Below are 20,413 nucleotides of genomic sequence, written 5' to 3'. Positions count from 1 at the left end.
GTCGAGGTAGGAAGGGTCATTATTGCTTACAGCTTTTGCAACGGCGACGACGCGCTTTACGTCTACTTTACGGTAGGAAAAATACGATCCTGCAAAGAACGGGAAAACGTATCTGGCGTGGTGCGCCGACGGCGGCCCGCCGTCAAGAAACTGCCGGTAAGCCTGCATGGCCTGCTGCAGGTCGGAAAGCTTGAACGGCACGGCATATGCACATCACACACCGTCCCTATATTTTGCTTGGCGAGCCGGGAAACCAACTATAACACCGTTTACAAAATCCCATAACGCTTATTAAGTTCCATTCGCAACACTTGGCTTATGGTTAGGAAATTCGAAGACTGGTGGAAGACTGTTCCAGCTGACTTGAAGGATAAGGCTCGCAAGGGCGACGAGGCTAACAAGCCGTTGCTCAACCAGGTTAACTATGTTCTTTTGCATCTTCACCTGGCCGGCAAGCACGACGCCAAGCCGAGCCACGAAGAGCTCAAGGACTGGCTGCACAGCGGCCAAGTTGACGTTCTGAGACAGGGCGGCAAGTAAAAAACAGCTCTTTCTCTTCTTTTCTCTTTATTTCATTTTCTTTTGTTTGTTATATAGCAGGCGCTGGGCGCTTGTAAAACTCTTCTGTAAAAGAGATATTAGTGACCGCAAATATCCAAGCTTGGTTGAAAAAGGCCGGCCTGCTGCTGGTGGCGCTTGCCGCAGCAGCAGCCCTCTTCTTTGCATCGGTCCTTGCCTCTGCCAGAGTGGCCCCAGCCGCATTTGCGACTTCCTGCTGGCCAGAAGCAGACGTAAAGATCCTGTCCAGAGATGGGAATACTATTATCAAAGAGGCAGAGGCAGGCAGGCCCGTCGTCATCTCGGCGGAATTTGATCCTCGCGTGGAATGCCCGCCGGGTTTTGCCCCTAACATGTGGATAATCGAGGCAAAAAACTCTGACAGGGTAGAGTTCATACGCTGGCAGTCAATCCTGCCGGAAAAAGAAGACTATCCTTACAGGATTAGCACGGAATGGGTGCCCGCTCAAGGAGACAATTATGAAATAACGGCGCGGATCGTAGTCGACAGGATGTCGTACTGTTCTCGCATAGAGCCTTCGCATGCGAATTACGGATATTGCAAAAACAACGGCTCTGCAGTTTTCCGGTGGGAATTGGGCAGCGGGAAAGCGGACCTTGTGGTGCTCGGCGACATGAAAGGGATCATGCGCGACCTGCGGGCGGTAGACAGGTTTGACACAGATAACAAGCTAACCAAGATCCCGGTAGGCACGGACTCTGTCCTCCAGGTCACCCTGAGACCTATGCGCTGGCCGGCAGCGTCCCCTTCTTTCCTGACCTTTGAGATCTTTGACTCCAAAGGCAGGCTCGTCTACACAAAGGTCGTTTACGAGCCCATCAAGCAGAGCATCCCCATGTTTATCCATTCTCCCCCAGGCGTCTTTGACGCCTTTTCTAGCGCCGACTGGGTTCCTTCCAAGGCCGACAGATACACCATCAAGGCGACTTTGACGGACAGCCTGACAGAGCCCAAACTGTCGACCCATATTTCAAAAGCCGTCAGAGTGGTCAACAGGTAAAAGTCGCTCAGCAGCCGACTGATTGAGATGGTTATAACAGCGTTTTGGCAATGCCACACAGTTTAAATACTTTCACGCACTGTCAACGTTCAGTGAATTAATAGATGCCAATTGCTATACTTCCAGATGTGGATGAGCAAAGATGCATCGGCTGCGCACTCTGCGTAGAGATCTGCACCGCCCTCGGTCCAGATGTGCTCAGGGTCAAGCCGGTGGAAGGATGGAAGAGGGGTAAGGCATTCGTGTTCTATCCAGAGAGATGCATCTCCGATGGTGCATGCGTTGGTGTGTGCCCGACACACGCTATATTCTGGATGAGGCCGATGCAGTACACTCCAGGACAGCCAGTCCCGCTGCACAAGAACGGTGTGTTCAGCAAGGGCTGGGAAGAAGGTTAAAAGGGTCTCTCCCACCTTTTCTCTTTTCTTTTCAAAATTTTAATAGTCGTTTGACGATCAATTCATCACACAAAAATGTGCGACTATTACATGCACGAATATAATGAGGCGCCGCGCAGGCTGGCAAGGGCCAGAAAGCGCGAGGCAGAGGAAGAAAAGCCAGTGACGACGGCGGCGGCAGCGCCGGCTGTGGCAGCGATCACCGCCTAGAGAGCGCGTCCGCGATTTTCAGGGGCTCTGGCACCCCGTCCCTAGTGAATTTTTTGGCAATCTGGACGGCAGTCTCGAGGCTCACCCTGTGGCCGACGCTCACGTACTGCCTGTCGTTCACCATCTGCCCAAGCTTTTCCCCTCCGATCTCGATGCTGCCGTCTTCGTCCCTGACTGTGCCGCACAGCAGGCTCTTGGCCACCCCTATCGCCGGCCTGTCAAGAGTAACTCCGACAAAGCAGGCCAGGCCGCACCAGCGCGGGTGGAGCTGGCCGTGGCCGTCCACCATCAAAACATCGTATTGCCTTTTGAGCAGTTTAAGTGTGCGCAGGACGGGTCCTGCCTCCCGCAGCATGAAAAGCCCGGGTATGTACGGCTGCGTGACTTTGCTTTTCGTCACGGCCTGCTCCAGGACGTTAAAGCTGGAATCCATCACGACGGCGGCGCACTGCGCCACCATGCCGTCCCGCCTGTACGAGACATCGACGCCGCACACAGTCTCTACCTCTTCTTTTGCAAAATCGTCCCGTGCGATCACCTTTCCGGCAAGCTCTTTCTGGAGCTTTACTGCGCCCGCAGGCGTCCTCGGCAGCAGCGGCAGCCTCTTATAGCCGGTCAATCACGTGGTCAGAATAGTCTTCGACCCTGCCGGCTTTCAGTTTTTTCTTCTCTGTGTATTGTTTCATAAAGCCGTCTGCCACTATTATCACCTGTTCAAAGCTGTTGTTTTCCAAAAACGCGTCCAGCGATTCTACAAATGCCGGATAGTCCTCTATCTTGCGGTCCAGCCTGCCTGCGAGGTTGTGCGCCGCCGGAAACACGTCGGACACCTCTGCAGGTATCACTCCGAGAAACGGGTTGTATGTGGCGATCTGCGCGCCGGGGAATTTCTTGGCAAGCTCTTTGAACGCCCTTGTGGCGTAAAAGGGGCGCACCTCGCCTTCGGGGAACAGAATCAGCATGTCGGTCTTTTTCGGCCTGAACGTCGTTGTGGCCACCATCTGCCTGAAACGCCGCGCCTCCGGCCTGTGCTGGTCTATTGCGTCAAAGAGCAGGATCGCCTTTTCCTTGAAAGCCGGCGTGTTGTCCGCCAGGAACCGGAATTCCTCGCCGCCGAAAAGCTGGACCGCCTCCATGAGCCGGGGATGCGCCCTCGCCTTTTGCATCACGTACTCCCACATCCTGCCGTCCATCACCGCCTGCTTGCACGCGTCCACCTCTGCTTTCAGCACGTGCAGGTTGTGCTTGGCGACCTCGATGGTCTTTTGGTCTTTTGGCAGCGACCTTCTTAATTCGTCTACCTTGTAGGAAGAGCAGACTGGGCACTGGCATGGCAGGTACGTCAGGTCTGCGAGCCGGACTGTGCCCTGCGGCGTCATGTACCGGTCGTCCTTGGCGTACAGCATGTACGACGCCGAGTCAAACATGTCGCAGCCAAGCGCGATTGCAAGCGGTATCGTGAGCGGGTGGCCTGCGCCAAAGAGGTGTATGGGCTTGGCCGGTATCGCCTTTTTGTAGCGGGCTATCATGCGGGCAAGCGTCGCAAACTCGTACGCCTCCATCACCTCGACCGGGCTTCCAAGCGCCATGAGCTGAAAGCCCATCTGGTCGAGCGCCCTTGCGGAATGCTCCACCAGGTCATAGTGCTCTGCGCCCTGCACCGGCCCGACCCAGACTGCGCCCGTGTCTCCTGCGACCTGCAGGGTCTCCTTGCAGTTTTCAAGCGTGATCCTGACGTACTCCTTGGCTTTCTCGTAGGGCAGGCCGTAGCCGGTCGGCTTGTCCAGCGGGATCGGCACGTCGCTTTTGATGTCTTTTTCAAACTGGGCCATCTCTGCCGGCTCGACTTCGACAGAGCCGTATTCCAGGACCTGGTAACCGCCCGAGTCGGTCATCACCGCGCCGTCAAAGCCGATGATGTCGTGGATGCCGCGCCTCCGCGCCTCGTCGCCGTAATGGCGGAAAGTGATGTACGCGTTTGTTATCACTATCTGAAAGCCCATCTTTTTCAGAAAAGAGGGGCTGATGGTCTGCCTCACGGGGTGGACGACAGGCACGAACGCCGGCGTCTCCACGGTGCCGTGGGGCGTCTCGAGCCTGCCTATGCGCGCCGCAAGATCCGTGTAGCGGACCTCAAAGACCACTCTACTTCTTTGTCTCCTTCATGAAGGAATCGTAGATGGACCTGACCCTGTCTGCTGCCAGGCCAGACCCCTCCTCGACTCCCGCCTGCGTCACCTTGATCTTGTCCATCACGATTATCGCGCCCACGTCCTCGCGTATCTTGACAAGGCCGGGGAACGCCCGCTCGAGCCTCTCTGCGAGCGCCCTGAAATCAAACGGCTTTTCCATGAGGCGTATCTCCTTTACAAAAGCGCCGTTCAGCATCAGCTTCAGGATCCCGTGGCCCTCCACGTTGTCAAGCACGAGGTCGAGCTTGTCGTCGATGCCGGCCAGGGTGCCGTTGTAAATCTTGTTATCCGAAGTTTCCACAGCCACCTTTTTTCCGACGAATTGAAGCGTCTCTTCGCCAAATCTCCTTGTTACGACCGCTGCCATGCCTTTCTCAATTGCCCGCTAGTATATATACGAATTATCTTTTGTGCCGGCCCGCCGCCAAGATAGCAACATGGAAGGCGCCGCCGAGGCGATAAAAAGCGAGCTGCTCACCCGGGACGGCGCCACCGTCCACGAACACCAGTTTGGCAGCGTCGTCTTCCGGGCGGCCGGCGAGGAGACAGGGCACCTGCACTTGGGCGGCGCGATGGCCGACATACATATACGCCTGCCTGCCTGCCTGCCCGCCAAGACCATCAAAAAGCTGCTCTCGGAAGGCAGGGTGTCGTGTGCGCCCCCCCTCCCCACTACCACTACCGCCACTGCCACTGCCACGTCGCCCCACAGTCAGGCTGGGCAAGCTACGAGATCGGGGGCGCCGGCGACATCGCGCAGGTTATTGGGCTTTTGCGGACGCAGTACGAGAGGCCGTCAGGAAAAAGGCATAGAGCTGCGTGCTGCCGGCGCCAGCTCTATGATGAGGCCCCGGCTCCACCTGTATTTGGCATCCATCAGCCTTGAAACTGCCCCGCCGCCAGCTCTGATGCAGGTTTGAGCGTGCGCGCCGTCCCGCCAAACTCTTGCCCGCCCACTTTGAACTACACACGGGGGTTGCGCAGTAAGCGTGTTCTGGACCCAGTGCGAGCGCCCACGGTGCTCTGACACGACATAGTATTTCCCGGAACGCTCGACAAACCAGATCTCTATCCGGTGCGGCCTGCCGGTCTTCCATCCAGTCGTGGTCAGGTAAAGGAACTGCAGCGGCCGCTGCTGCTCCTTGCTCACACTACGTGTACGATGCGCCTGCCGGTCTCTTGAACAAGCCGCCTTGCTGACACGCCCTAGTATGCAAAGAACTTTTGCACTTCCTCTTCCGACAGGACGGCGAGCCAGTCCACCATACCTGTCCTCCTTGGCGCCTTTTTCTGCAATGCCGCGATAATCTCGCCTGCGGTCTCGTCAGGCGTCCTGTTGCTCGTGTCAAACTCGGCCACCCTGCGCCTGCCAAACGCCTTGATCGAGTCGTAAAGCAGCACGCCGAGGATCTCGGCAGACACGTTCTCGTTTATTTTCTCACGCGCGTATTTCCTGGCAGCCAGGTTCGATTCCAGCTTGGAAGGCGACCTGCGCAGCACTGCGACCATGTCGATTTTTGCAGCACTCGCCTTCAGGACGTACGGGGCAAGGTGGCCCACCACCACAAAGCTCCCCTTCTTTTTCAGCGCCGCGGCAAGCAGCCTCCCCAGCTTTTTGGTGTCAACGTCCAGCCCGCGGTCTGTCCTTGCCACCACTACCGCTGCTGCTGCATTGCCGCTGTCCAGCGCGACCTTGTTTATGTCGATCACCTGCGCGCCCAGCTTTTCGGCCACGATGCGCGCGCTCGTGTGCTTGCCCGTGCCGGGGCTGCCCGTGATTACCAGCCTAAAAGAATCTTTCACGCCGCTGTCAGGCTGGTGATAGAACGGGTCAGCTATTCTGCCTTTCGCTAGGGATTTATCGGCGTCTGTGAATAATTTCTCGCATCATGCAGGCGTGCCAGTCGTGCGGCAGGGTCAGGTTCTACTCGCTCAACTTTTTGTTCTCAAAGACCGTCTGCAACGAGTGCTACCTTGCAGCCAAAGAAGAGCGGGAGAAAAAGAAGGACCGCGCCTATGCCGGCGGCTAACTAGCCCTGGGCGCTGCCGCACTTTGTGCAAAACTTGGCGTTTGCCTTGAGCTTTTGCCCGCAGTTGATGCAAAAGCGGGGCTCGGGCTCGAGCGTCTCCCTGTCGAGGGGCGTCAGCTTTGGAGGCGTCATCTGGTCGGAAGGAGCCGCTGCCGCCGCCACTGCAATGCCGCCGTACATGTCTGCGACCGCCCCTGTCGGCCTGAAAGAGTCGTCGGTGTCCGGCGCCAGCTGGGCGTCGCTCTTGGCCCCCTTTTCCTCGATGAACGTCATGAGGCGGGGCACCGGCCCGGAAGGCGAGCTGACCGTCTCGCCGAGCCACAGGGCAAACTTTCGCAGCGTCATTTCAGGAGTGGAAAAAGTGAGCGAGTGCGTCGACATGTACTCCTCGGTCGCGGCCCTGCCGTTGAACACCTTTGCCATGCCACTTGATTGCCTCATGCTGATAATTAAATGGTTATTTTGGTGCAGGCAAGATGCAGTCAGACCGCGAGTATAGTGGTTTGGCTCTTCATGATAGTTTTTCCATCAATCCCATAAAGTTGTACCATACCATTAGTATCATTGATACAATGGACGCTGTTAAGTTGGCGGCTGATTTCACATTTTCTCCGTCGTAAAATCGCTAGCGACCAGCCGCGAATTTAACAGCGTTAAAACATATTGTAATGAGCGAAAAGGTTCCCAAGCATCCGGGCCATTACTGGTGGACTGGCTGGGAAGAATATCGAAAACGCATGGGAATCCGTAAAGCAGGCGAAGAATCCAAGTAGTGTTACTTCTGATACTGGCAAATTCATGGAAAAAGCACAATCAGGCGCTTTTACTCTTTTTTAGCTACTGACAAAAAGAAAATTTCGTGTTTTGCTTAGCACATTAGAAGATAAAGCCATGCAGGCATCATCACAGTTGAGCCTTGAATAGAAATCCTGTCTTTTGTGATTACCAAATATAGTGGAGGTCTGAATTTTCTACCGAATGTTCTTAGACCCTGCAAATCAGTTGATTCGTCTATGCTATGCCTGTACTTTACTTCAATTGGGAGTATCTTGTTGAAGGGATCTATTACGAAATCCACCTCAAAATTCTCTCGCCAGTAAAAGAGGGAAGGAAATGCCGTTGCTTCCAAATTGAAGCGAAGTCTCCTTGTATGATCTGCTATTACTGTTTCAACTATTCTTCCCATTTCGCTGTCGTTTGCTACAGTCTGTTCGTCAAAGACTGCCGCAGAAACATTCCTTATGCCTGCATCATTTATCAAGATCTTTTTCTCCCTACGTGCTCTTTTCACCCTGCTTTCAGAGTAGAACTCTACTTCTGAGATCAGGAAAGCTGTCTTTAGCAGATAGATGTACATATTCAGAGTGTCCCGTTTCAAACCAAGATTTTTGCCAAGTTCCTCGCGGTTCACTATTAGAGAAGAGCCCTTGGCCAGTATGGCAAAGAGGTTTTCCAATGCAACCGGATCTCTGACTTTTTTTGTCCTTACAATATCCTTGTAGATGGTAAGATGGATGTAATCTTTTAGATACTGAGCGGCAACTGTCATGTCACTGGTACTTGCAATCTCTGGATAGCCGCCTTTGATCAGATACTGGTTGAGGTGGACAAGTATTCTATCCCTGTATGGCAGCAATGCTTTGAACTCTTCATTTACAACCCTGTAAAATTCCTCGGGCTTGTTCTCTGTTAATGTTGTTTTGAGCGCAGTACGCATTCTCTTGTTGTTTGATCTGACAAGCTCTGCAATGTCGCCTTCCTTGAATCTAATGTACTCCAGAAATTTCATTGGCAAGACTATCTGCGGGTGTATGCGACCTACCAAGGCTTCAGAGGCTCCATCCACTATGCTGACGCTAGACGAGCCGGTTATTACAAATTTCATTTTGTAGCCAAGGTCGTACCATCGCTTCAATATGACCTCCCAGTTGTCCACAGATTGTATTTCGTCGAGAAAGATGTAGATTCGCTCTGCTCCTTTCTCTTTGAGTTCATCGAGGGGTCGTTTCAAAATGTTGGTGGCATACAGCTCGAATATCCTTTCAAGGTTCTTGGTTGATACATTAAGATAGGGATCATCAAGTGAAAGGAAGAAAATATTTTGTGCGTTTATTCCATCTTCGCTAAGCAACTTTTCAATTAGCTGGTAAACGATTGTTGTTTTGCCAACCTGCCTCGGACCTATCAGGGCTAGAATCTTGTCATCAGCTAATCTATTTACAATTTTATAATAATCGCGCCTTTTGAAGGGCTTGACCTTGGCTTCAGCTATTGGTTTTTTTACCCACCAAGGATTATGCTGATAGAGGAATCGGAGGATCTCATCATCCCGGGCCTCTACAGTAAAATCAGAGCTGTTAGGTGTTCTGGCCATTTGCTGATATATCACATATGCTATTATTAAAGGTCACCATTATAATGGTGACATGCTTATATAATACAGGCCAACGTAATGGTTACTACTTATATAGTAGTTTTGGAATTATACGCTGTTCAAAAATCGGAGTTTTCCCCACCCCTGCTCAATTCGGGTCGCGGGCTGATGGTTGGCTGTTCAATTAGGGACATGGGCAGCGAGAATGTTTGATTTCTACACACTAGCGGGATTCTCCGTCGCAATCATGAAGAATGAAAATATAGGGAGGAAGAGAGGGGAGATATTGCCCGACTGGTTACGGGGTTGGTGCATCACCGCACGACGCACAAATGATGATGCAAGTGTGTGACCTGCACCATCAAACGCCGCCCATGATGCTTGCTTGGAATTTCTCGCGCAAGTCAGTTATTAGCCGACAAGCGCGGGCCTCTAGAAAGCCCTACCCTCTCTAAGATACCCTAAAGCAAGAGGAAATAGATTAACTTTGCATTCCAAAAAGAAGGCGACGATAGCCGACAACGTTTCATGGCCGTTTCCCCCTGCCATTTAGCCAGAACGTCAGCCAAGCGTCGCCGCAGGGCCCATCTCCTTACGTAATCAACTCCCTGAACGGCAGGGCGCGAAGATGCGTTTTACATTCGTGGCACGGCCAGGATTCTGCTCACGCAGTATCCTTTTCCCCGCTTACACAGGGTTCATGGCAGGACTAGCCAATCCCCGTTGTTCCACCGGCTATCAGGCATAGATAGCCCGTCTTGCTTTTAACTTTGCATCCTTATCCAGCAGCTGTCCTTTCCATTGTATAGCCAGCTAAAGCCATTAACCCTCAAAATGTCGTTTATCTCCCTCCACTCTGGCTTTTCTATCCAGCATTTCTGCTTGAACTTGATGCAGTCCTTTTCATTTACGACCATCAGCTTTTCGTACCGCTTGCCAAGCTGGTTAATGACGTACCTCTCAAAGAAAACGTGCTTGTCCTGCTCGTTTATGGCCTTGGCTATCAGGTCTTTCATGGGATTGCGCTTGTCAAGTCCAAGGTCAAGCCCCGCAGCCTCGGCAGGTGTAATGTTGTTTGGCAACCCCGTATGGGGGCGGACAAAGTTGTGGTTTATTCTGACTCCATTTAGGAACGTCTCTGCCGACCTGTCGTTGCCAAAGCCACGGCGAGCCTTGATGACCTCCCTTACCTCGTTGTGATAGCGTTCTACCGGTCGATTCTCAAAGCCTCCTTCAAACGATTTTACACTGTTAACTCTGCGGCTGATTTGCCACATTTTCCCTCGTAATATCACTAGCGATCCGACGAAGAATTACCAGTGTATTCTTTCTATTCTACAAAGCCACAAGCCCCCATAAAAGAACTAAAAACTACAATTACGCTTGTATTTGTAGAAGGCTGGAAACGCGCACGCACGCACGCACGCGCTATTGCGACCTGCCGCACTTGCTGCAGAACTTGGCCTGCGCCGGGATCGTCGCGCCGCAGATGATGCAGCTCTTGGTCGCCTTTTTCGGCGGCAACTCGATGTCAACAGGCTTGAACGTCGGCTCCTGCTGCTGCAGTTGCTGGGGCGACGGCAGCGTGTAACCCGCCTGGCCGCCGGTGTCTGTAAAGCCTCCGATCCCAAAGCCGGCCTGATGCTGGGGCGGCGCAGCAGGGGCGGCAATCCCGCCGGTCGGGTTCTTTATCGACGACCCCTTCTCCATCGCGCCCTTTATTTCAAAGATCACGCGGATGGCAAGGAAGGTCATGGCAGACTGAGCCACCAGGTATTCGCCCATCTTGGCAAAATACTCTTTGTCGCCCATCTTGCCCTGCTTGAACAGCTGCGTGGCGTCAAGGAAAGATTCGTACATGCTCTGGTTGTCGTTTGACAGCTGCTTTAATTTCTCAGACAGCCCGCCAAGGGTGTCGACGCCAAAAGACATTATGAAAAAAGAGAGAGGCTGCGGGACTTATAACGATTCCCGCTTACTCTAGTAGTAGTAGCCGTCGTTTCTGCGGCCGTAGCCGCCGCGCCTGCCGCCGTGGCCGCCTCCGCGGTGACTGCCGCCGCCGTAGCTGCTGCCGCGCCTTCCTCCGCTGCTGCTGCCGCGCCGGCCTCCGTAGCTGCTGCCGCCTCCGCCATAGCTGCCGCCGTAGCCGCGGTGGCCGCCGCCATAGCTGCTGCCGCCGTAGCCATAAGACGGCCTGCCGCCGCCGTAGCCTCCGCCGCCCCCTCTGCCGCCGAATGCAGGGCGCGGCCGTGCCACTGGCACTGCGATGCCCATCTCGTCATTCAGCTTGCGTATCGGGAGGTTGGTCTGCTGCAGGATGCGCTCAAAGTCGGGTATCCTGTCCGGGGACACGAGCGATATCGCCCTGCCCTGCGCGCCGGCCCTCGCCGTCCTGCCGATGCGGTGGAAGTAGACGTTCGGGTCGTCAGGCACGTCATAGTTGATGACGTTCCCGACGGTTGGGACGTCGATGCCCCTTGCCGCAATGTCGGTAGCCACGAGCACGTCCTCGCTGCCCTTCCTGAACTTGTGCATCGCGTTGTCGCGCTGCCTCTGGGTCAGGTCGCCGTGTATCGGCGACGCGTTGAACCCTTCGTCGCGGAGCTGGCGCGCTATCCTGTCGGCGCGCATCTTGGTGGCCGCAAACACGATCGTCTGCTGCGACCTGTCGCCCTTTCTGATAAAGTCGCAGAGGTGCTTGAATTTCTCGCGTTCCTCCACCACCAGGTACGACTGGTCTATTGTTTCGAGGGTCACCTCCTCCTCGTTGAGGCGTATGTGCTCCATGTTGCTCTTCATGTACTCGTCTGCCAGCCTGAGGATCTCTGGCGGCATCGTGGCCGAGAAGAGGCACGTCTGCCTGCTGTCGTTCACGTAGAACAGGATGAACTTGATGTCGTCGATAAAGCCCATGTCGAGCATCCTGTCCGCCTCGTCCATCACCACGAACCTTACGTCGTCGAGCACTATCGAGCCCTGCTTTATGTGGTCGATGAGCCTGCCCGGCGTGGCGACGATTATCTGCGCGCCCCTGCTCAGCTTCTCATGCTGGAGGTTTATGCTCTGGCCGCCGTATATGGCGACCGTCCTGATCCCTGTGTACTTTGCCAGCCGGCTGATCTCGTTTGTAACCTGCACCGCAAGTTCCCTTGTCGGCACAAGCACCAGCGCCTGGACGGGGCCATCGTTGCTCACTTTGGCCAATATTGGCAGTCCAAATGCTGCAGTCTTGCCGGTCCCAGTGTGCGCCTGCCCAATGACATCTCTGCCTTCCAAGATGAGCGGGATCGCTGCTTCCTGGATGGGAAAAGGCGCCTCAAATCCGTTTTCGCTGAGCGCTTTTCTCAACTCTGCGCTCAGGCCCAATTCTTCAAACGTTTTCGTCATTTCTTATTCACTTTGTTGTAGTTGCTTTCTTACAAAAGTCACACGACTTTATTTCTCTGCCGTAAAACCTTTGTCAGATGTTGCTACATTTTACATGCTTATAAGGGTAGCTAAGCTCGTGATAGAAAAGACAACTGGCAGGCACCCCTGCCTGCTCTACACGGCAGTTAAATCTTTGCGCTGCCGACATATTATAATACATCCTAGTGCGCCTGCAGGCTCCTCCTCCTCTTCTCTCTCCTTTCGATGTCTGTCTTTTCAGCCGGGTTTTTGCTTTCGTCCTTGAACCCCCTGATGTGCGTCAGGTCCCTGTCAAAGAACACGTTGATTGTCCAGTCAAACGTCACCCTCAGCCTCTTCTTGAGCATCGGGAGCTTGTGCAGGTAGACCGCCCTCCACAGCAGCCATGCGGCAAACCCGTGGATCTTTACCCCCGATATCCTTGCGATGGCCTTCCTGTCGCCTATGACGGCCATCTGGCCCTTTGCCGCGTAGGAGAACTCTTTGAGGGGCCTGCCTGCGGCCGCCCTTGCAATGTTCTCTGCCGCAAGCTCGGCCTCCCTGATCGCGTGCTGGGCCGTGGGCGGGCAGCGGCCGTCTGCGACGTGGGCGCAGTCGCCTATCGCCCACACGTCGCTGTATCCTTCCACGCGCAGGTTGCCGTCTACGGGCAGCCTGCCGGATTCCGGCCTGCTGTGGCAAAAAATGTCGGCCACAGTCGGGCTAGGCGACACTCCAGTCGTCCATACCACCGTGCCAGCCGGCATGGAAAACTCGGGCCCGTCTTCAGCCTTGATCCGGACATGGCCTGCTGCAGCCGCGCCTGTCACCCGGGAGTTCAGGTGCACCACGACGCCGCCCTTTTCAAGCTCGCGGCGGGTGAACTCGGCAAGGTCAGAATCAAGCTCGGGCAGCAGCCTGTCCCGAGAGTGTACGAGCACAAGGCTGATCCCGTGCCCCGTGCCGCCGCCATCTCTGATATTTGGATAGTATTTTGCCGCCTCTCTGAAAAAGCTGCACAGCTCGCCTGCCGTCTCTGACCCTGACAGGCCGCCTCCCACTACCACAAAGGTGAGCATCTGCCTCTTTTTTGCAGGGTCTGGCTCGATGTCGGCCCGCTCCAGCATGTCTATCACGTGGTTGCGCAGGACGAGCGCGTCTTTCAGGCTCTTGAGCGCAAACACGGGCGGCGTCCCCTGCTCGACGCCTGATGGCGTCCGGGCGAGGCTGGCGGCGTCCGAGCCGAGCGCCACAACAAGCTGGTCGTATTCTGCCACCACCTTGCCGCCGTCAGGCAGGCCAAGGATTGCCCTCCTGTTCCAGGCGTCTATGGACTCTACATCCGCCTCGTAAAACTTGGTTCTTTTGAGCACCTGCCTTATGGGCACCACGACGTGGTTGCTCTCTATGGCCCCCGACACGACCTGCGGCAGCATCGGTGTAAAGACGATAAAGTTCTCCCTGCTGACCAGGCTCACCTCCATTGCCGCGCCGGCGCTGCGCGCCGCCAGCTTTTCCAGCTTTCTGGCGCAGTAGACGCCTGCAAACCCTCCGCCCAGTATCAGCACTCTGATCTTTCTTTTTTTCACTCTATGACGCCGGCTCCTGCTCTTTTCTTTCTGCCGCTGCCATACAGCAGAGCATTGCCTGTGTTGTCTGAGGAAGGTAAAGTGCAGCGGCGTGTAAACGGCCAGACGTGCAGCTTTTTTTATCGCCGGCGTGCGCGTCTCTTGCCGCGATAGATATGCCGGCAACGACAACAACAACGATGGCGACAACAGCTGCTGAAGTGCAGATCATTGCTGCAAAAAAGCAGACTGCGAGGAACCTATACGTCGGGGGCATGTCAGAGGAGTTTATCGCGATGCAGCTCGACCTTGACATCCCTGCGGTGATAGAGATCCTCAAGGAAATGCGGGTGTACGGACCCGGTGCCACCGAAGAAGCCAACTAGAAGAAGAAGAACCTGCAAGAAATACTCTATTTTATCGCCTGTCTGAGGAAAGAGGAGTCACCTTATCAAGAAAGACTCTCCCTGCGATGTATGTATGTACGTCCCAAAAGCTACACATGCTGCCTTTTTGCCCGGGCTGCCTATACCGATTGTATGATGCGCTTCAAGGTGCCGTGGCTAGAAGCAGAGCCGTGCAGGTTTGCCAAATGCTGCAAGTTCTACAGGAGCGACAACCATACGTGCAACGACGACGACGAAGCCATGAGCTACTGCGGCTGTACAATATACCGGAACTAGGGAGAAAGAGACAACCCGCAGCCGGCAGAAATGGCTGGCCGGCCTAGTTGCAACCATGTATGCTGTTCTTTCAGATATTGTGGCTTGCTGTGGTGGCGGTGTGCCGAGCTACCATCACTCACATTATCATCATCACTCTCTCTCGCTCAGCTAATGGTAACAGCAGCCGCATTAGCAAGCTTTAAAACGCCTAAAAACTCACTTTATGATGTAAGCAAGATTGAAAGTTAAGGTAATGGGGGCCGCAAAAGAAGTCGGCCGTTCCGCTTTTCTCGCAAGCTGCAACAACACCAACATCCTGCTGGACTATGGCGTGCTGCTAAAGAGGGAGCCCGTGTTCCCTATGCACATCAAGCCCAAGGAAGTTGACGCAGTGGTGATAACCCACGCGCACCTGGACCACTCTGGATTCGTCCCGTCGCTATACCTCTCAGGCTCGACAGACATACCGGCGCTGGCGACCCTGCCGACGTTTGAGCTGTCCGAGCTACTGATAGAGGACATGATCAAGATCTCTGGCTTTTACCTGCCGTTTGAATACATTGACGTCATGACCATGCTCAAGGCGTCCAAGAAGCTGCGCTACCGCGAACCGTACATGGTGGGCGACGCCAAGGTGACGCTGCACGAGTCCGGCCACGTGGTTGGAGGCTCTACGGTGATAGTGGAGCACGAGGGCAAAAAGCTGTTCTACACCGGCGACATCAACACGCGCGGGTCAAAGCTCCTGCGCGCTGCCGACCTGGACTTTGGGCCCATAGACATGATGATAATCGAGAGCACTTACTCGCAGAACGAGCAAACTCCAAGAGAACAGTCCGAAAAGGCGCTCGTCGAGTTCTGCTACGAGGTGATCGAGCGCGGCGGAACGATGTTCATACCGTCGTTCTCTGTCGAGCGGGCGCAAGAGATAGCCTGCGTGCTGGAGGCGTACAACTTCAAGCACAAGGTGGTCATGGACGGCATGGCTCTCAAGGCAAACGAGATCATGAGCCGCCACCCCGACTATCTGCGCGACCCCGAGATGTTCAAGCGGGCAATCGGCGGCGCCGAATGGATAACGGGGTGGAGCCGCAGGCGCAAGGTGGCAAACGAGCCGTGCGTCATCATCTCGCCGGCAGGCATGCTCGTCGGAGGCTCGGCGATATTTTACACACAGCAGATAATGAACAGCGAAAAGAACGGCATCGCGCTCGTCTCTTACCAGGGCGAGGGCACGCCGGGCAAGATGCTCCTTGAAAAGCGTGTGGCCAACTTTGACGGCAGGATGCACAAGTGCTATGCCGACGTCAAGCGCTTCGAGTTCTCCGGCCACAACAGCCGTCACGAGCTGTTCGAGATACTCGACAGGGTCAAGGGCAACCCCAAGGTGCTGTGCGTCCACGGTGACGGGCCGTCGTGCACGAGGTTTGCCGAGGAGATCCGCGAAAAGTACGGCTACGAGGCCCAGGCTCCGGAGCAGGGCCAGGTGGTCGAGGTCTAGCGCTCTCGATGATAACCAAGAACACCGACCCGTACAAGCTGAAAAAGTGCGTCGCGTGCAAAAAGGACATTGCGCTTGGCGACCGGTACTTTGCGTACCCGCTGTCGCTCCAGCAGATGTGCCTTCCCTGCGCGCAAAAAGAGATACCCAAGATAATCGAGTCGCTGCAAAAGGATCTGGACAAGATAATAAAAGAGCAGCAACAACAGCAACAGGCCGGCTAGGCTAGATCTTGCCGGCCAGCCCTTCTTCCTTCTTTATGTAGGCGTGCTCTATGCCACCGCCCACCCTGCTCCCGGGGTTGACGTACGTGTATCCGATCTTGGTTATCACCTTGCCGTGCACGGTGCCAAACACCTCGAGGTCGCCCTTCTCGTTGACGGCGTTGCCCTTGACTATGCCGGTGAGCCTGCATGAGCCGCCCCTGACAAGCACGTTGCCGAGCACCTTGCCCTTGAGCTCAAGGTAGCCCTTGTTAACAATGACGTCGCCAGCCACCTCGCCAAGCAGCATGCCGTCCTCGTCAAACGTGACAGAGCCCATGCGCTTGCCGTCCAGTATCTTCATCTTGGCTGTAACACAGTATGTAGCCGCAAGCTACGACATTAGCCCTACAGTGCAACAACATGCACAATTTGCTCAACAACTGCTACTGCTCTGCTACCATTATTGTTGCCGCTCCGGCCGTTCCACTTTTTTCCAGACAGTCCTGCCCCCCTTGTGGTCCATCAGCTCTACAGAGCGGGCAAGGAGTCTGCCTCGCACCTCGTCGGCCTCCTTGAACTTTTTCTCTGCGCGCAGCCTGTTGCGCAGGGCCACCATCTCTTCTATCTCTTTGCGCTCCTGCTCGTCCGGCTCGGCAGCCGCAAGGCCAAGCACATTCATCATCCTGCCAAACGCAGGCAGGGCGGCAAGTGCCATCTCGCCGGTAAGCCTGTCAGCCGCCGCGTACTGGTTCAGCCTCGTCACGAACTTTAGAAACTCTGTCAGGGCAAGCGACGTGTTCATGTCGTCGTCCATCGCCGCGTCAAACGCCCTGGAAGCGTCGGCTGCAAGCCGGGCCACCGCGTCTGCCTCCCCGCCGGGCCCCGCCGCTGCCAAAAGCTCAAAAGAGCAGGTCTCTATCTGCCGCCACCTCTGCGCCGACTCTTTCAGCAGCTCGTCTGTGTAATCGAGCGGCTTGGCATAATGGACTGACAGGCAGTACAGCCTGAGCGTGTTCATGCCCCACTCGTTGAGTGCCTGCTCGATGGTGACTATGTTGCCAAGCGACTTGCTCATCTTTTGGGAGTTTATGGTGACCATGCCAGAGTGCATCCAGATCTTGGCAAACTGCCTGCCCGTGTACGACTCTGACTGGGCGATCTCGTTTTCGTGGTGGGGAAAGACGAGGTCGTGCCCGCCGCCGTGGATCTCAAACGTCTCGCCCAGGTATTTCAGGGCCATCGCCGAGCACTCGATGTGCCACCCCGGCCTGCCCTTCCCCCAGGGGCTGTCCCACACGGGCGGCTCTGAGGAGAACTTCCAGAGCGCAAAGTCCATCGGGTCCTCCTTCGACGAGTCGACTTCGACCCTTGCGCCGGCCTCAAGCTCCTCGACCGGCTTTTTTGACAGCTTGCCATAGCCGGGAAACGACTTGACTCTGAAATAGACGCCGTTTAGCGTCAGGTAGGCGTGTTTCTTTTCAATCAGGCCCCCTATCAGCCCTATCATGTCGGCTATGTGGTCTGTCGCCTTGGGGTGCATGTCTGCCTCAAGAACGTTCAGCCTCTTGAAATCGCGGAAATATGCGTCGATGTAGGTGGACGATATCTCTTGCGCGCTCTTGCCCTCCTTTTTTGCCCGGTTGATTATCTTGTCGTCCACGTCGGTAAAGTTCTGCACAAATTTCACCCTGTAGCCCCTGGAGAGCAGGTACCTGCGCAGCACGTCAAACACGATGACCGTGCGGGCGTGGCCTATGTGCGAGCTGTCGTACACGGTGACGCCGCAGACGTACATCCTGATGGTGTTATTATCATTATTGCTGCTGCTACCACCACCGCTGCTGCAAGGCTTCAGCTCCTCAACAGAGCGCGACAGTGTGTTGTATAGCTTCACTTGCAAGAGCCCCTAGGCAGCACAGCGCATTTTACCTTTGCCTTTTTCCCCTTTTCCTGTCTTGCTCAGAGGTCGATGTAGATGTCGCTGCCCCTGACGTCCACCTTGTAGGTCGTCAGCCTGACCCCTTCGAGAAAATCGAGCAGCTCGCCTGTGCGGATGTTGTAGTGCCACGAGTGCCACGGGCATTCCACCACCTCGCCGTCCACCTTGCCCGGCGCAATGGGCTTGTCCTGGTGCCTGCACAACGCCTCGAGCGCAAAGTACTTGCCGCCAGAGTGAAATAGCGCGATCCTCGTCCCGTTGACGTTCACTTCCTTGCCTCCGTTCTCCCGGAGCTCGCTGGTGCTTGCCACCTTGACCAGTGCCAATACGAAATATCCCTGCAATTTGGTTATAAATGTCATCGGGTGGCGGTGATGATGGTGATGATGACGACGGTGGTGGCGTACTGCTGGTGCTGGAATGTAGAGGCATCTGCCGCCACACCTAAATACGCCACGGCCAGAATCATTGGTTGCAAGCGAGATAATAAATTGTCTTCTTCGTTCAAGCTGCTGGCAGTAGGCGTGCTGTCGTTACTTGCCTTTGGCATGGGGATCGCGTACTATGGCTATGCCACGTACATCTACCCGGTGGACGAGGCGCTTGGCAACCTGGCGCGGGCCGAGTCGGCGCAGTCGCCGATGGAGCTGGCAGACTATGTCTATGCCGCAAAAAGGACGCTTCCAAAGGAGGGCAACCCAGTCTGGTCCTTCCCGACTGCCAGGACGGATTTTGGGCTGATCCAGCTCGAGCTTGACAACATCATATCCAGGGCAAACTCGGTGGCTTCAGTCGAGCCGCACAGCAGCGCGTACAACACCGGCATGAACGACATGCACGTGTCGCTTGACGCGATACAGGAGAACATCATCGAGGCGCTGCCGTACATGTACGTCAGCACTACCAACATGGCCGTGAGCGCGGTCTGGATCGCAGTGATCCTCGGCCTCTTTGCGCTCATGAGGCGCGGAAAGGCGCGCTACAAGGAATTTGGGAGCAGTACTAGTAGTAGCAGTAGCAGCCAGTAATTTTTATAGGCTTGCAGCCGACTTGATCTTGAGCGCTGATAGTTTTTGCCCGGCAAGATAGCAGACGCCAAGCTGGCAGGAAAGGGCAGGCTCGCCTACGAGTGGGCAGCCGGCAGGATGGGCATCATAGAAAGGCTTGCCGCAGACGCTATTTCTGCAGCAGCCGGCAGCAGAAGGCCGCCGCCGCTTGACGGGCTCAGGCTCGGCTTTTGCCTGCACGTCACGAAAGAGACGTCGGTCCTTGTCATGGCCGCAAAAAAGCTTGGCGCGCAGGTGGCGCTGTGCTCGGCAAACCCGCTTTCCGTCCAGGACGACGTTGCCGCCTTTCTGCACAAGGAGGGCGTGCACGTGTACGCGTGGAGGGGCGAGACGGAGGCAGAGTACCGCCAGTGCATCGCAGACGTGCTTGCCTTCCACCCGCAGATAATCACCGACGACGGCGGGGACCTCCACACGGCCGCCCACAGGGCAAGGGTCAAGGGCGTCACGGGCGGCACCGAGGAGACGACGTCGGGCGTCAAGAGGCTGCTTGCGCTGGAGAGGTCCGGCAAGCTCCGCTACCCTGTCATCGCGGTGAACAACGCCCGCACCAAATACCTCTTTGACAACCGGCACGGCACTGGGCAGAGCACGCTTGACGGGATACTGCGGGCGACAGACATGTTCCTCCCCGGCTCGCGCGTGGTGGTGTGCGGCTACGGCTGGGTCGGCAGGGGCGTTGCGTCGCGGGCGAGGGGCCTTGGCGCCATCGTGACCGTGACCGAGGTCGACCCGGTCAGGGCGCTTGAGGCCAAGATGGACGGCTTTGAGGTCATGCCGCTTTTGCAGGCGGCGCCGGAAGGCGACCTCTTTATCACCTGCACAGGCCAGACCCACGTGATAAGGAAGGAGCATTTTTCAAAGATGAAGGACGGCGCAATCTTGGCAAACACTGGCCATTTCGACGTCGAGATAGACGTTTCTTACCTTTACAAAAGGGCAAGGCCGGTGCAGGTCAGGCCGGAGGTCGAGCGCTTTGACATCGGTGGTGGGCGCACCAACAAAAAGCTGTACCTGCTCTCAAAAGGCAGGGTGGTGAACCTGGTCGCAGGGTCTGGCCACCCGCCGGAGGTCATGGCGCTGTCGTTTGCAAACCAGCTTTTATCGATACTGCACGTGGCGCAAAACAGGCTCGAGCCGAGGGTGCACAACGTGCCGGAGGAAATAGACGTCAAGGTCGCAAGGAGCGCCCTTGCGTCGATGGGCGTCTCCATAGACTCGCTTACCCCGCAGCAGGCGCGGTATGGCCGCGAAGAATAAAGAAAAAAGAAAGACAAATGATAGGTTAAAATCCAG

General features: G+C 55.7%; 25 protein-coding genes and 1 pseudogene. 12 read left to right on the top strand and 14 right to left on the bottom strand.

From position 1 onward, the window contains the following. Positions 1 to 201, bottom strand: a pseudogene (locus WKI84_RS01670) (hypothetical protein); the annotation flags it as partial. Between the two features lie 162 nt (positions 202 to 363). Here WKI84_RS01670 and WKI84_RS01665 point away from each other — a divergent pair. From WKI84_RS01665 to WKI84_RS01650, 4 genes are all read left to right on the top strand, one after another. After that, positions 364 to 540, top strand: coding sequence for a hypothetical protein (locus WKI84_RS01665; RefSeq protein WP_337861777.1), 177 nt, complete (start codon positions 364 to 366; stop codon positions 538 to 540). Between the two features lie 101 nt (positions 541 to 641). After that, entirely contained in the window at positions 642 to 1,580 is a 939-nt protein-coding gene (locus WKI84_RS01660; protein ID WP_337861776.1) for a hypothetical protein, read from the top strand. A 104-nt stretch (positions 1,581 to 1,684) separates the two neighbouring features. After that, positions 1,685 to 1,978 (top strand): 4Fe-4S binding protein, encoded by a 294-nt coding sequence (locus tag WKI84_RS01655; RefSeq protein ID WP_337861775.1) that lies wholly within the window; start codon positions 1,685 to 1,687, stop codon positions 1,976 to 1,978. Positions 1,979 to 2,053: 75 nt separating this feature from the next. Then, complete coding sequence (locus tag WKI84_RS01650; protein ID WP_337861774.1) at positions 2,054 to 2,188, top strand: hypothetical protein; 135 nt, start codon at positions 2,054 to 2,056, stop codon at positions 2,186 to 2,188. Here the strand turns inward: WKI84_RS01650 and WKI84_RS01645 are convergent. Genes WKI84_RS01645 through WKI84_RS01635 form a run of 3 tightly spaced genes read right to left on the bottom strand, consistent with a single transcriptional unit; the run spans position 2,178 to position 4,747 of the window. Further along, entirely contained in the window at positions 2,178 to 2,807 is a 630-nt protein-coding gene (locus tag WKI84_RS01645; RefSeq protein ID WP_337861773.1) for an endonuclease V, read from the bottom strand. The genes WKI84_RS01650 and WKI84_RS01645 overlap by 11 nt on opposite strands. Next, the gene (gene tgtA, locus WKI84_RS01640; RefSeq protein WP_337861772.1) at positions 2,794 to 4,332 is read right to left on the bottom strand and encodes a tRNA guanosine(15) transglycosylase TgtA; all 1,539 of its coding nucleotides are present in this window, start codon (positions 4,330 to 4,332) and stop codon (positions 2,794 to 2,796) included. Before tgtA ends, WKI84_RS01645 begins: the two co-directional genes overlap by 14 nt. 1 nt (position 4,333) lies before the next feature. After that, positions 4,334 to 4,747, bottom strand: coding sequence for an Lsm family RNA-binding protein (locus tag WKI84_RS01635; protein ID WP_337861771.1), 414 nt, complete (start codon positions 4,745 to 4,747; stop codon positions 4,334 to 4,336). A 70-nt stretch (positions 4,748 to 4,817) separates the two neighbouring features. On the opposite strand from WKI84_RS01635, the gene WKI84_RS01630 reads away from it, so the two are divergent. Continuing rightward, a complete protein-coding gene (locus WKI84_RS01630; protein WP_337861770.1) occupies positions 4,818 to 5,300 on the top strand; it encodes a luciferase family protein in 483 nt (160 codons plus the stop codon). Between the two features lie 286 nt (positions 5,301 to 5,586). On the opposite strand, the gene WKI84_RS01625 is transcribed toward WKI84_RS01630, so the two are convergent. Beyond that, positions 5,587 to 6,183 carry an AAA family ATPase gene (locus tag WKI84_RS01625; protein WP_337861769.1) on the bottom strand — a complete coding sequence of 199 codons (597 nt, stop codon included), beginning with the start codon at positions 6,181 to 6,183 and terminating at the stop codon, positions 5,587 to 5,589. An 86-nt stretch (positions 6,184 to 6,269) separates the two neighbouring features. Between WKI84_RS01625 and WKI84_RS01620 the strand changes: the two genes are divergently transcribed. After that, positions 6,270 to 6,410 (top strand): hypothetical protein, encoded by a 141-nt coding sequence (locus WKI84_RS01620; RefSeq protein ID WP_337861768.1) that lies wholly within the window; start codon positions 6,270 to 6,272, stop codon positions 6,408 to 6,410. On the opposite strand, the gene WKI84_RS01615 is transcribed toward WKI84_RS01620, so the two are convergent. From WKI84_RS01615 to WKI84_RS01590, 6 genes are all read right to left on the bottom strand, one after another. Next, a complete protein-coding gene (locus tag WKI84_RS01615) occupies positions 6,411 to 6,833 on the bottom strand; it encodes a zinc ribbon domain-containing protein (protein WP_337861767.1) in 423 nt (140 codons plus the stop codon). Between the two features lie 445 nt (positions 6,834 to 7,278). Beyond that, complete coding sequence (locus WKI84_RS01610; RefSeq protein ID WP_337861766.1) at positions 7,279 to 8,784, bottom strand: ATP-binding protein; 1,506 nt, start codon at positions 8,782 to 8,784, stop codon at positions 7,279 to 7,281. Between the two features lie 764 nt (positions 8,785 to 9,548). Beyond that, positions 9,549 to 10,061, bottom strand: a complete 513-nt coding sequence (locus WKI84_RS01605; RefSeq protein WP_337861765.1) for a hypothetical protein — start codon at positions 10,059 to 10,061, stop codon at positions 9,549 to 9,551. Between the two features lie 151 nt (positions 10,062 to 10,212). Then, a complete protein-coding gene (locus WKI84_RS01600) occupies positions 10,213 to 10,716 on the bottom strand; it encodes a zinc ribbon domain-containing protein (RefSeq protein ID WP_337861764.1) in 504 nt (167 codons plus the stop codon). Positions 10,717 to 10,764: 48 nt separating this feature from the next. Next, positions 10,765 to 12,171: a DEAD/DEAH box helicase gene (locus tag WKI84_RS01595; protein WP_337861763.1), complete on the bottom strand. Its 1,407-nt coding sequence runs from the start codon at positions 12,169 to 12,171 to the stop codon at positions 10,765 to 10,767. Between the two features lie 203 nt (positions 12,172 to 12,374). Further along, complete coding sequence (locus WKI84_RS01590) at positions 12,375 to 13,760, bottom strand: NAD(P)/FAD-dependent oxidoreductase (protein ID WP_337861762.1); 1,386 nt, start codon at positions 13,758 to 13,760, stop codon at positions 12,375 to 12,377. A gap of 107 nt (positions 13,761 to 13,867) precedes the next feature. On the opposite strand from WKI84_RS01590, the gene WKI84_RS01585 reads away from it, so the two are divergent. The 4 genes from WKI84_RS01585 (at position 13,868) to WKI84_RS01570 (ending at position 16,129) form a co-directional block, all read left to right on the top strand. Next, on the top strand, positions 13,868 to 14,125 hold the full coding sequence (locus WKI84_RS01585) for a hypothetical protein (RefSeq protein WP_337861761.1): 258 nt from the start codon (positions 13,868 to 13,870) through the stop codon (positions 14,123 to 14,125). Between the two features lie 153 nt (positions 14,126 to 14,278). Next, positions 14,279 to 14,422 carry a hypothetical protein gene (locus WKI84_RS01580; protein WP_337861760.1) on the top strand — a complete coding sequence of 48 codons (144 nt, stop codon included), beginning with the start codon at positions 14,279 to 14,281 and terminating at the stop codon, positions 14,420 to 14,422. 220 nt (positions 14,423 to 14,642) lie between these two features. After that, a complete protein-coding gene (locus WKI84_RS01575) occupies positions 14,643 to 15,905 on the top strand; it encodes an MBL fold metallo-hydrolase RNA specificity domain-containing protein (RefSeq protein ID WP_337861759.1) in 1,263 nt (420 codons plus the stop codon). Between the two features lie 8 nt (positions 15,906 to 15,913). Continuing rightward, on the top strand, positions 15,914 to 16,129 hold the full coding sequence (locus tag WKI84_RS01570; RefSeq protein ID WP_337861758.1) for a hypothetical protein: 216 nt from the start codon (positions 15,914 to 15,916) through the stop codon (positions 16,127 to 16,129). 1 nt (position 16,130) lies between these two features. Here the strand turns inward: WKI84_RS01570 and WKI84_RS01565 are convergent, their stop codons facing one another. The 3 genes from WKI84_RS01565 to WKI84_RS01555 form a co-directional block, all read right to left on the bottom strand. Beyond that, on the bottom strand, positions 16,131 to 16,472 hold the full coding sequence (locus WKI84_RS01565) for a hypothetical protein (RefSeq protein WP_337861757.1): 342 nt from the start codon (positions 16,470 to 16,472) through the stop codon (positions 16,131 to 16,133). Between the two features lie 99 nt (positions 16,473 to 16,571). Further along, entirely contained in the window at positions 16,572 to 18,005 is a 1,434-nt protein-coding gene (gene cysS / locus WKI84_RS01560; protein ID WP_337861779.1) for a cysteine--tRNA ligase, read from the bottom strand. A gap of 65 nt (positions 18,006 to 18,070) precedes the next feature. Beyond that, positions 18,071 to 18,376: a Rieske 2Fe-2S domain-containing protein gene (locus WKI84_RS01555; protein WP_337861756.1), complete on the bottom strand. Its 306-nt coding sequence runs from the start codon at positions 18,374 to 18,376 to the stop codon at positions 18,071 to 18,073. 165 nt (positions 18,377 to 18,541) lie between these two features. On the opposite strand from WKI84_RS01555, the gene WKI84_RS01550 reads away from it, so the two are divergent. Continuing rightward, on the top strand, positions 18,542 to 19,078 hold the full coding sequence (locus WKI84_RS01550; protein ID WP_337861755.1) for a hypothetical protein: 537 nt from the start codon (positions 18,542 to 18,544) through the stop codon (positions 19,076 to 19,078). Between the two features lie 45 nt (positions 19,079 to 19,123). Beyond that, entirely contained in the window at positions 19,124 to 20,377 is a 1,254-nt protein-coding gene (locus WKI84_RS01545; RefSeq protein ID WP_337861754.1) for an adenosylhomocysteinase, read from the top strand. Positions 20,378 to 20,413 lie beyond the last annotated feature (36 nt).

Origin of the sequence: Nitrososphaera sp. (genome assembly GCF_037447015.1) — an archaeon.
Classification (GTDB): Archaea; Thermoproteota; Nitrososphaeria; order Nitrososphaerales; family Nitrososphaeraceae; genus Nitrososphaera.
This window is presented reverse-complemented; position numbering and strand designations above follow the sequence as displayed.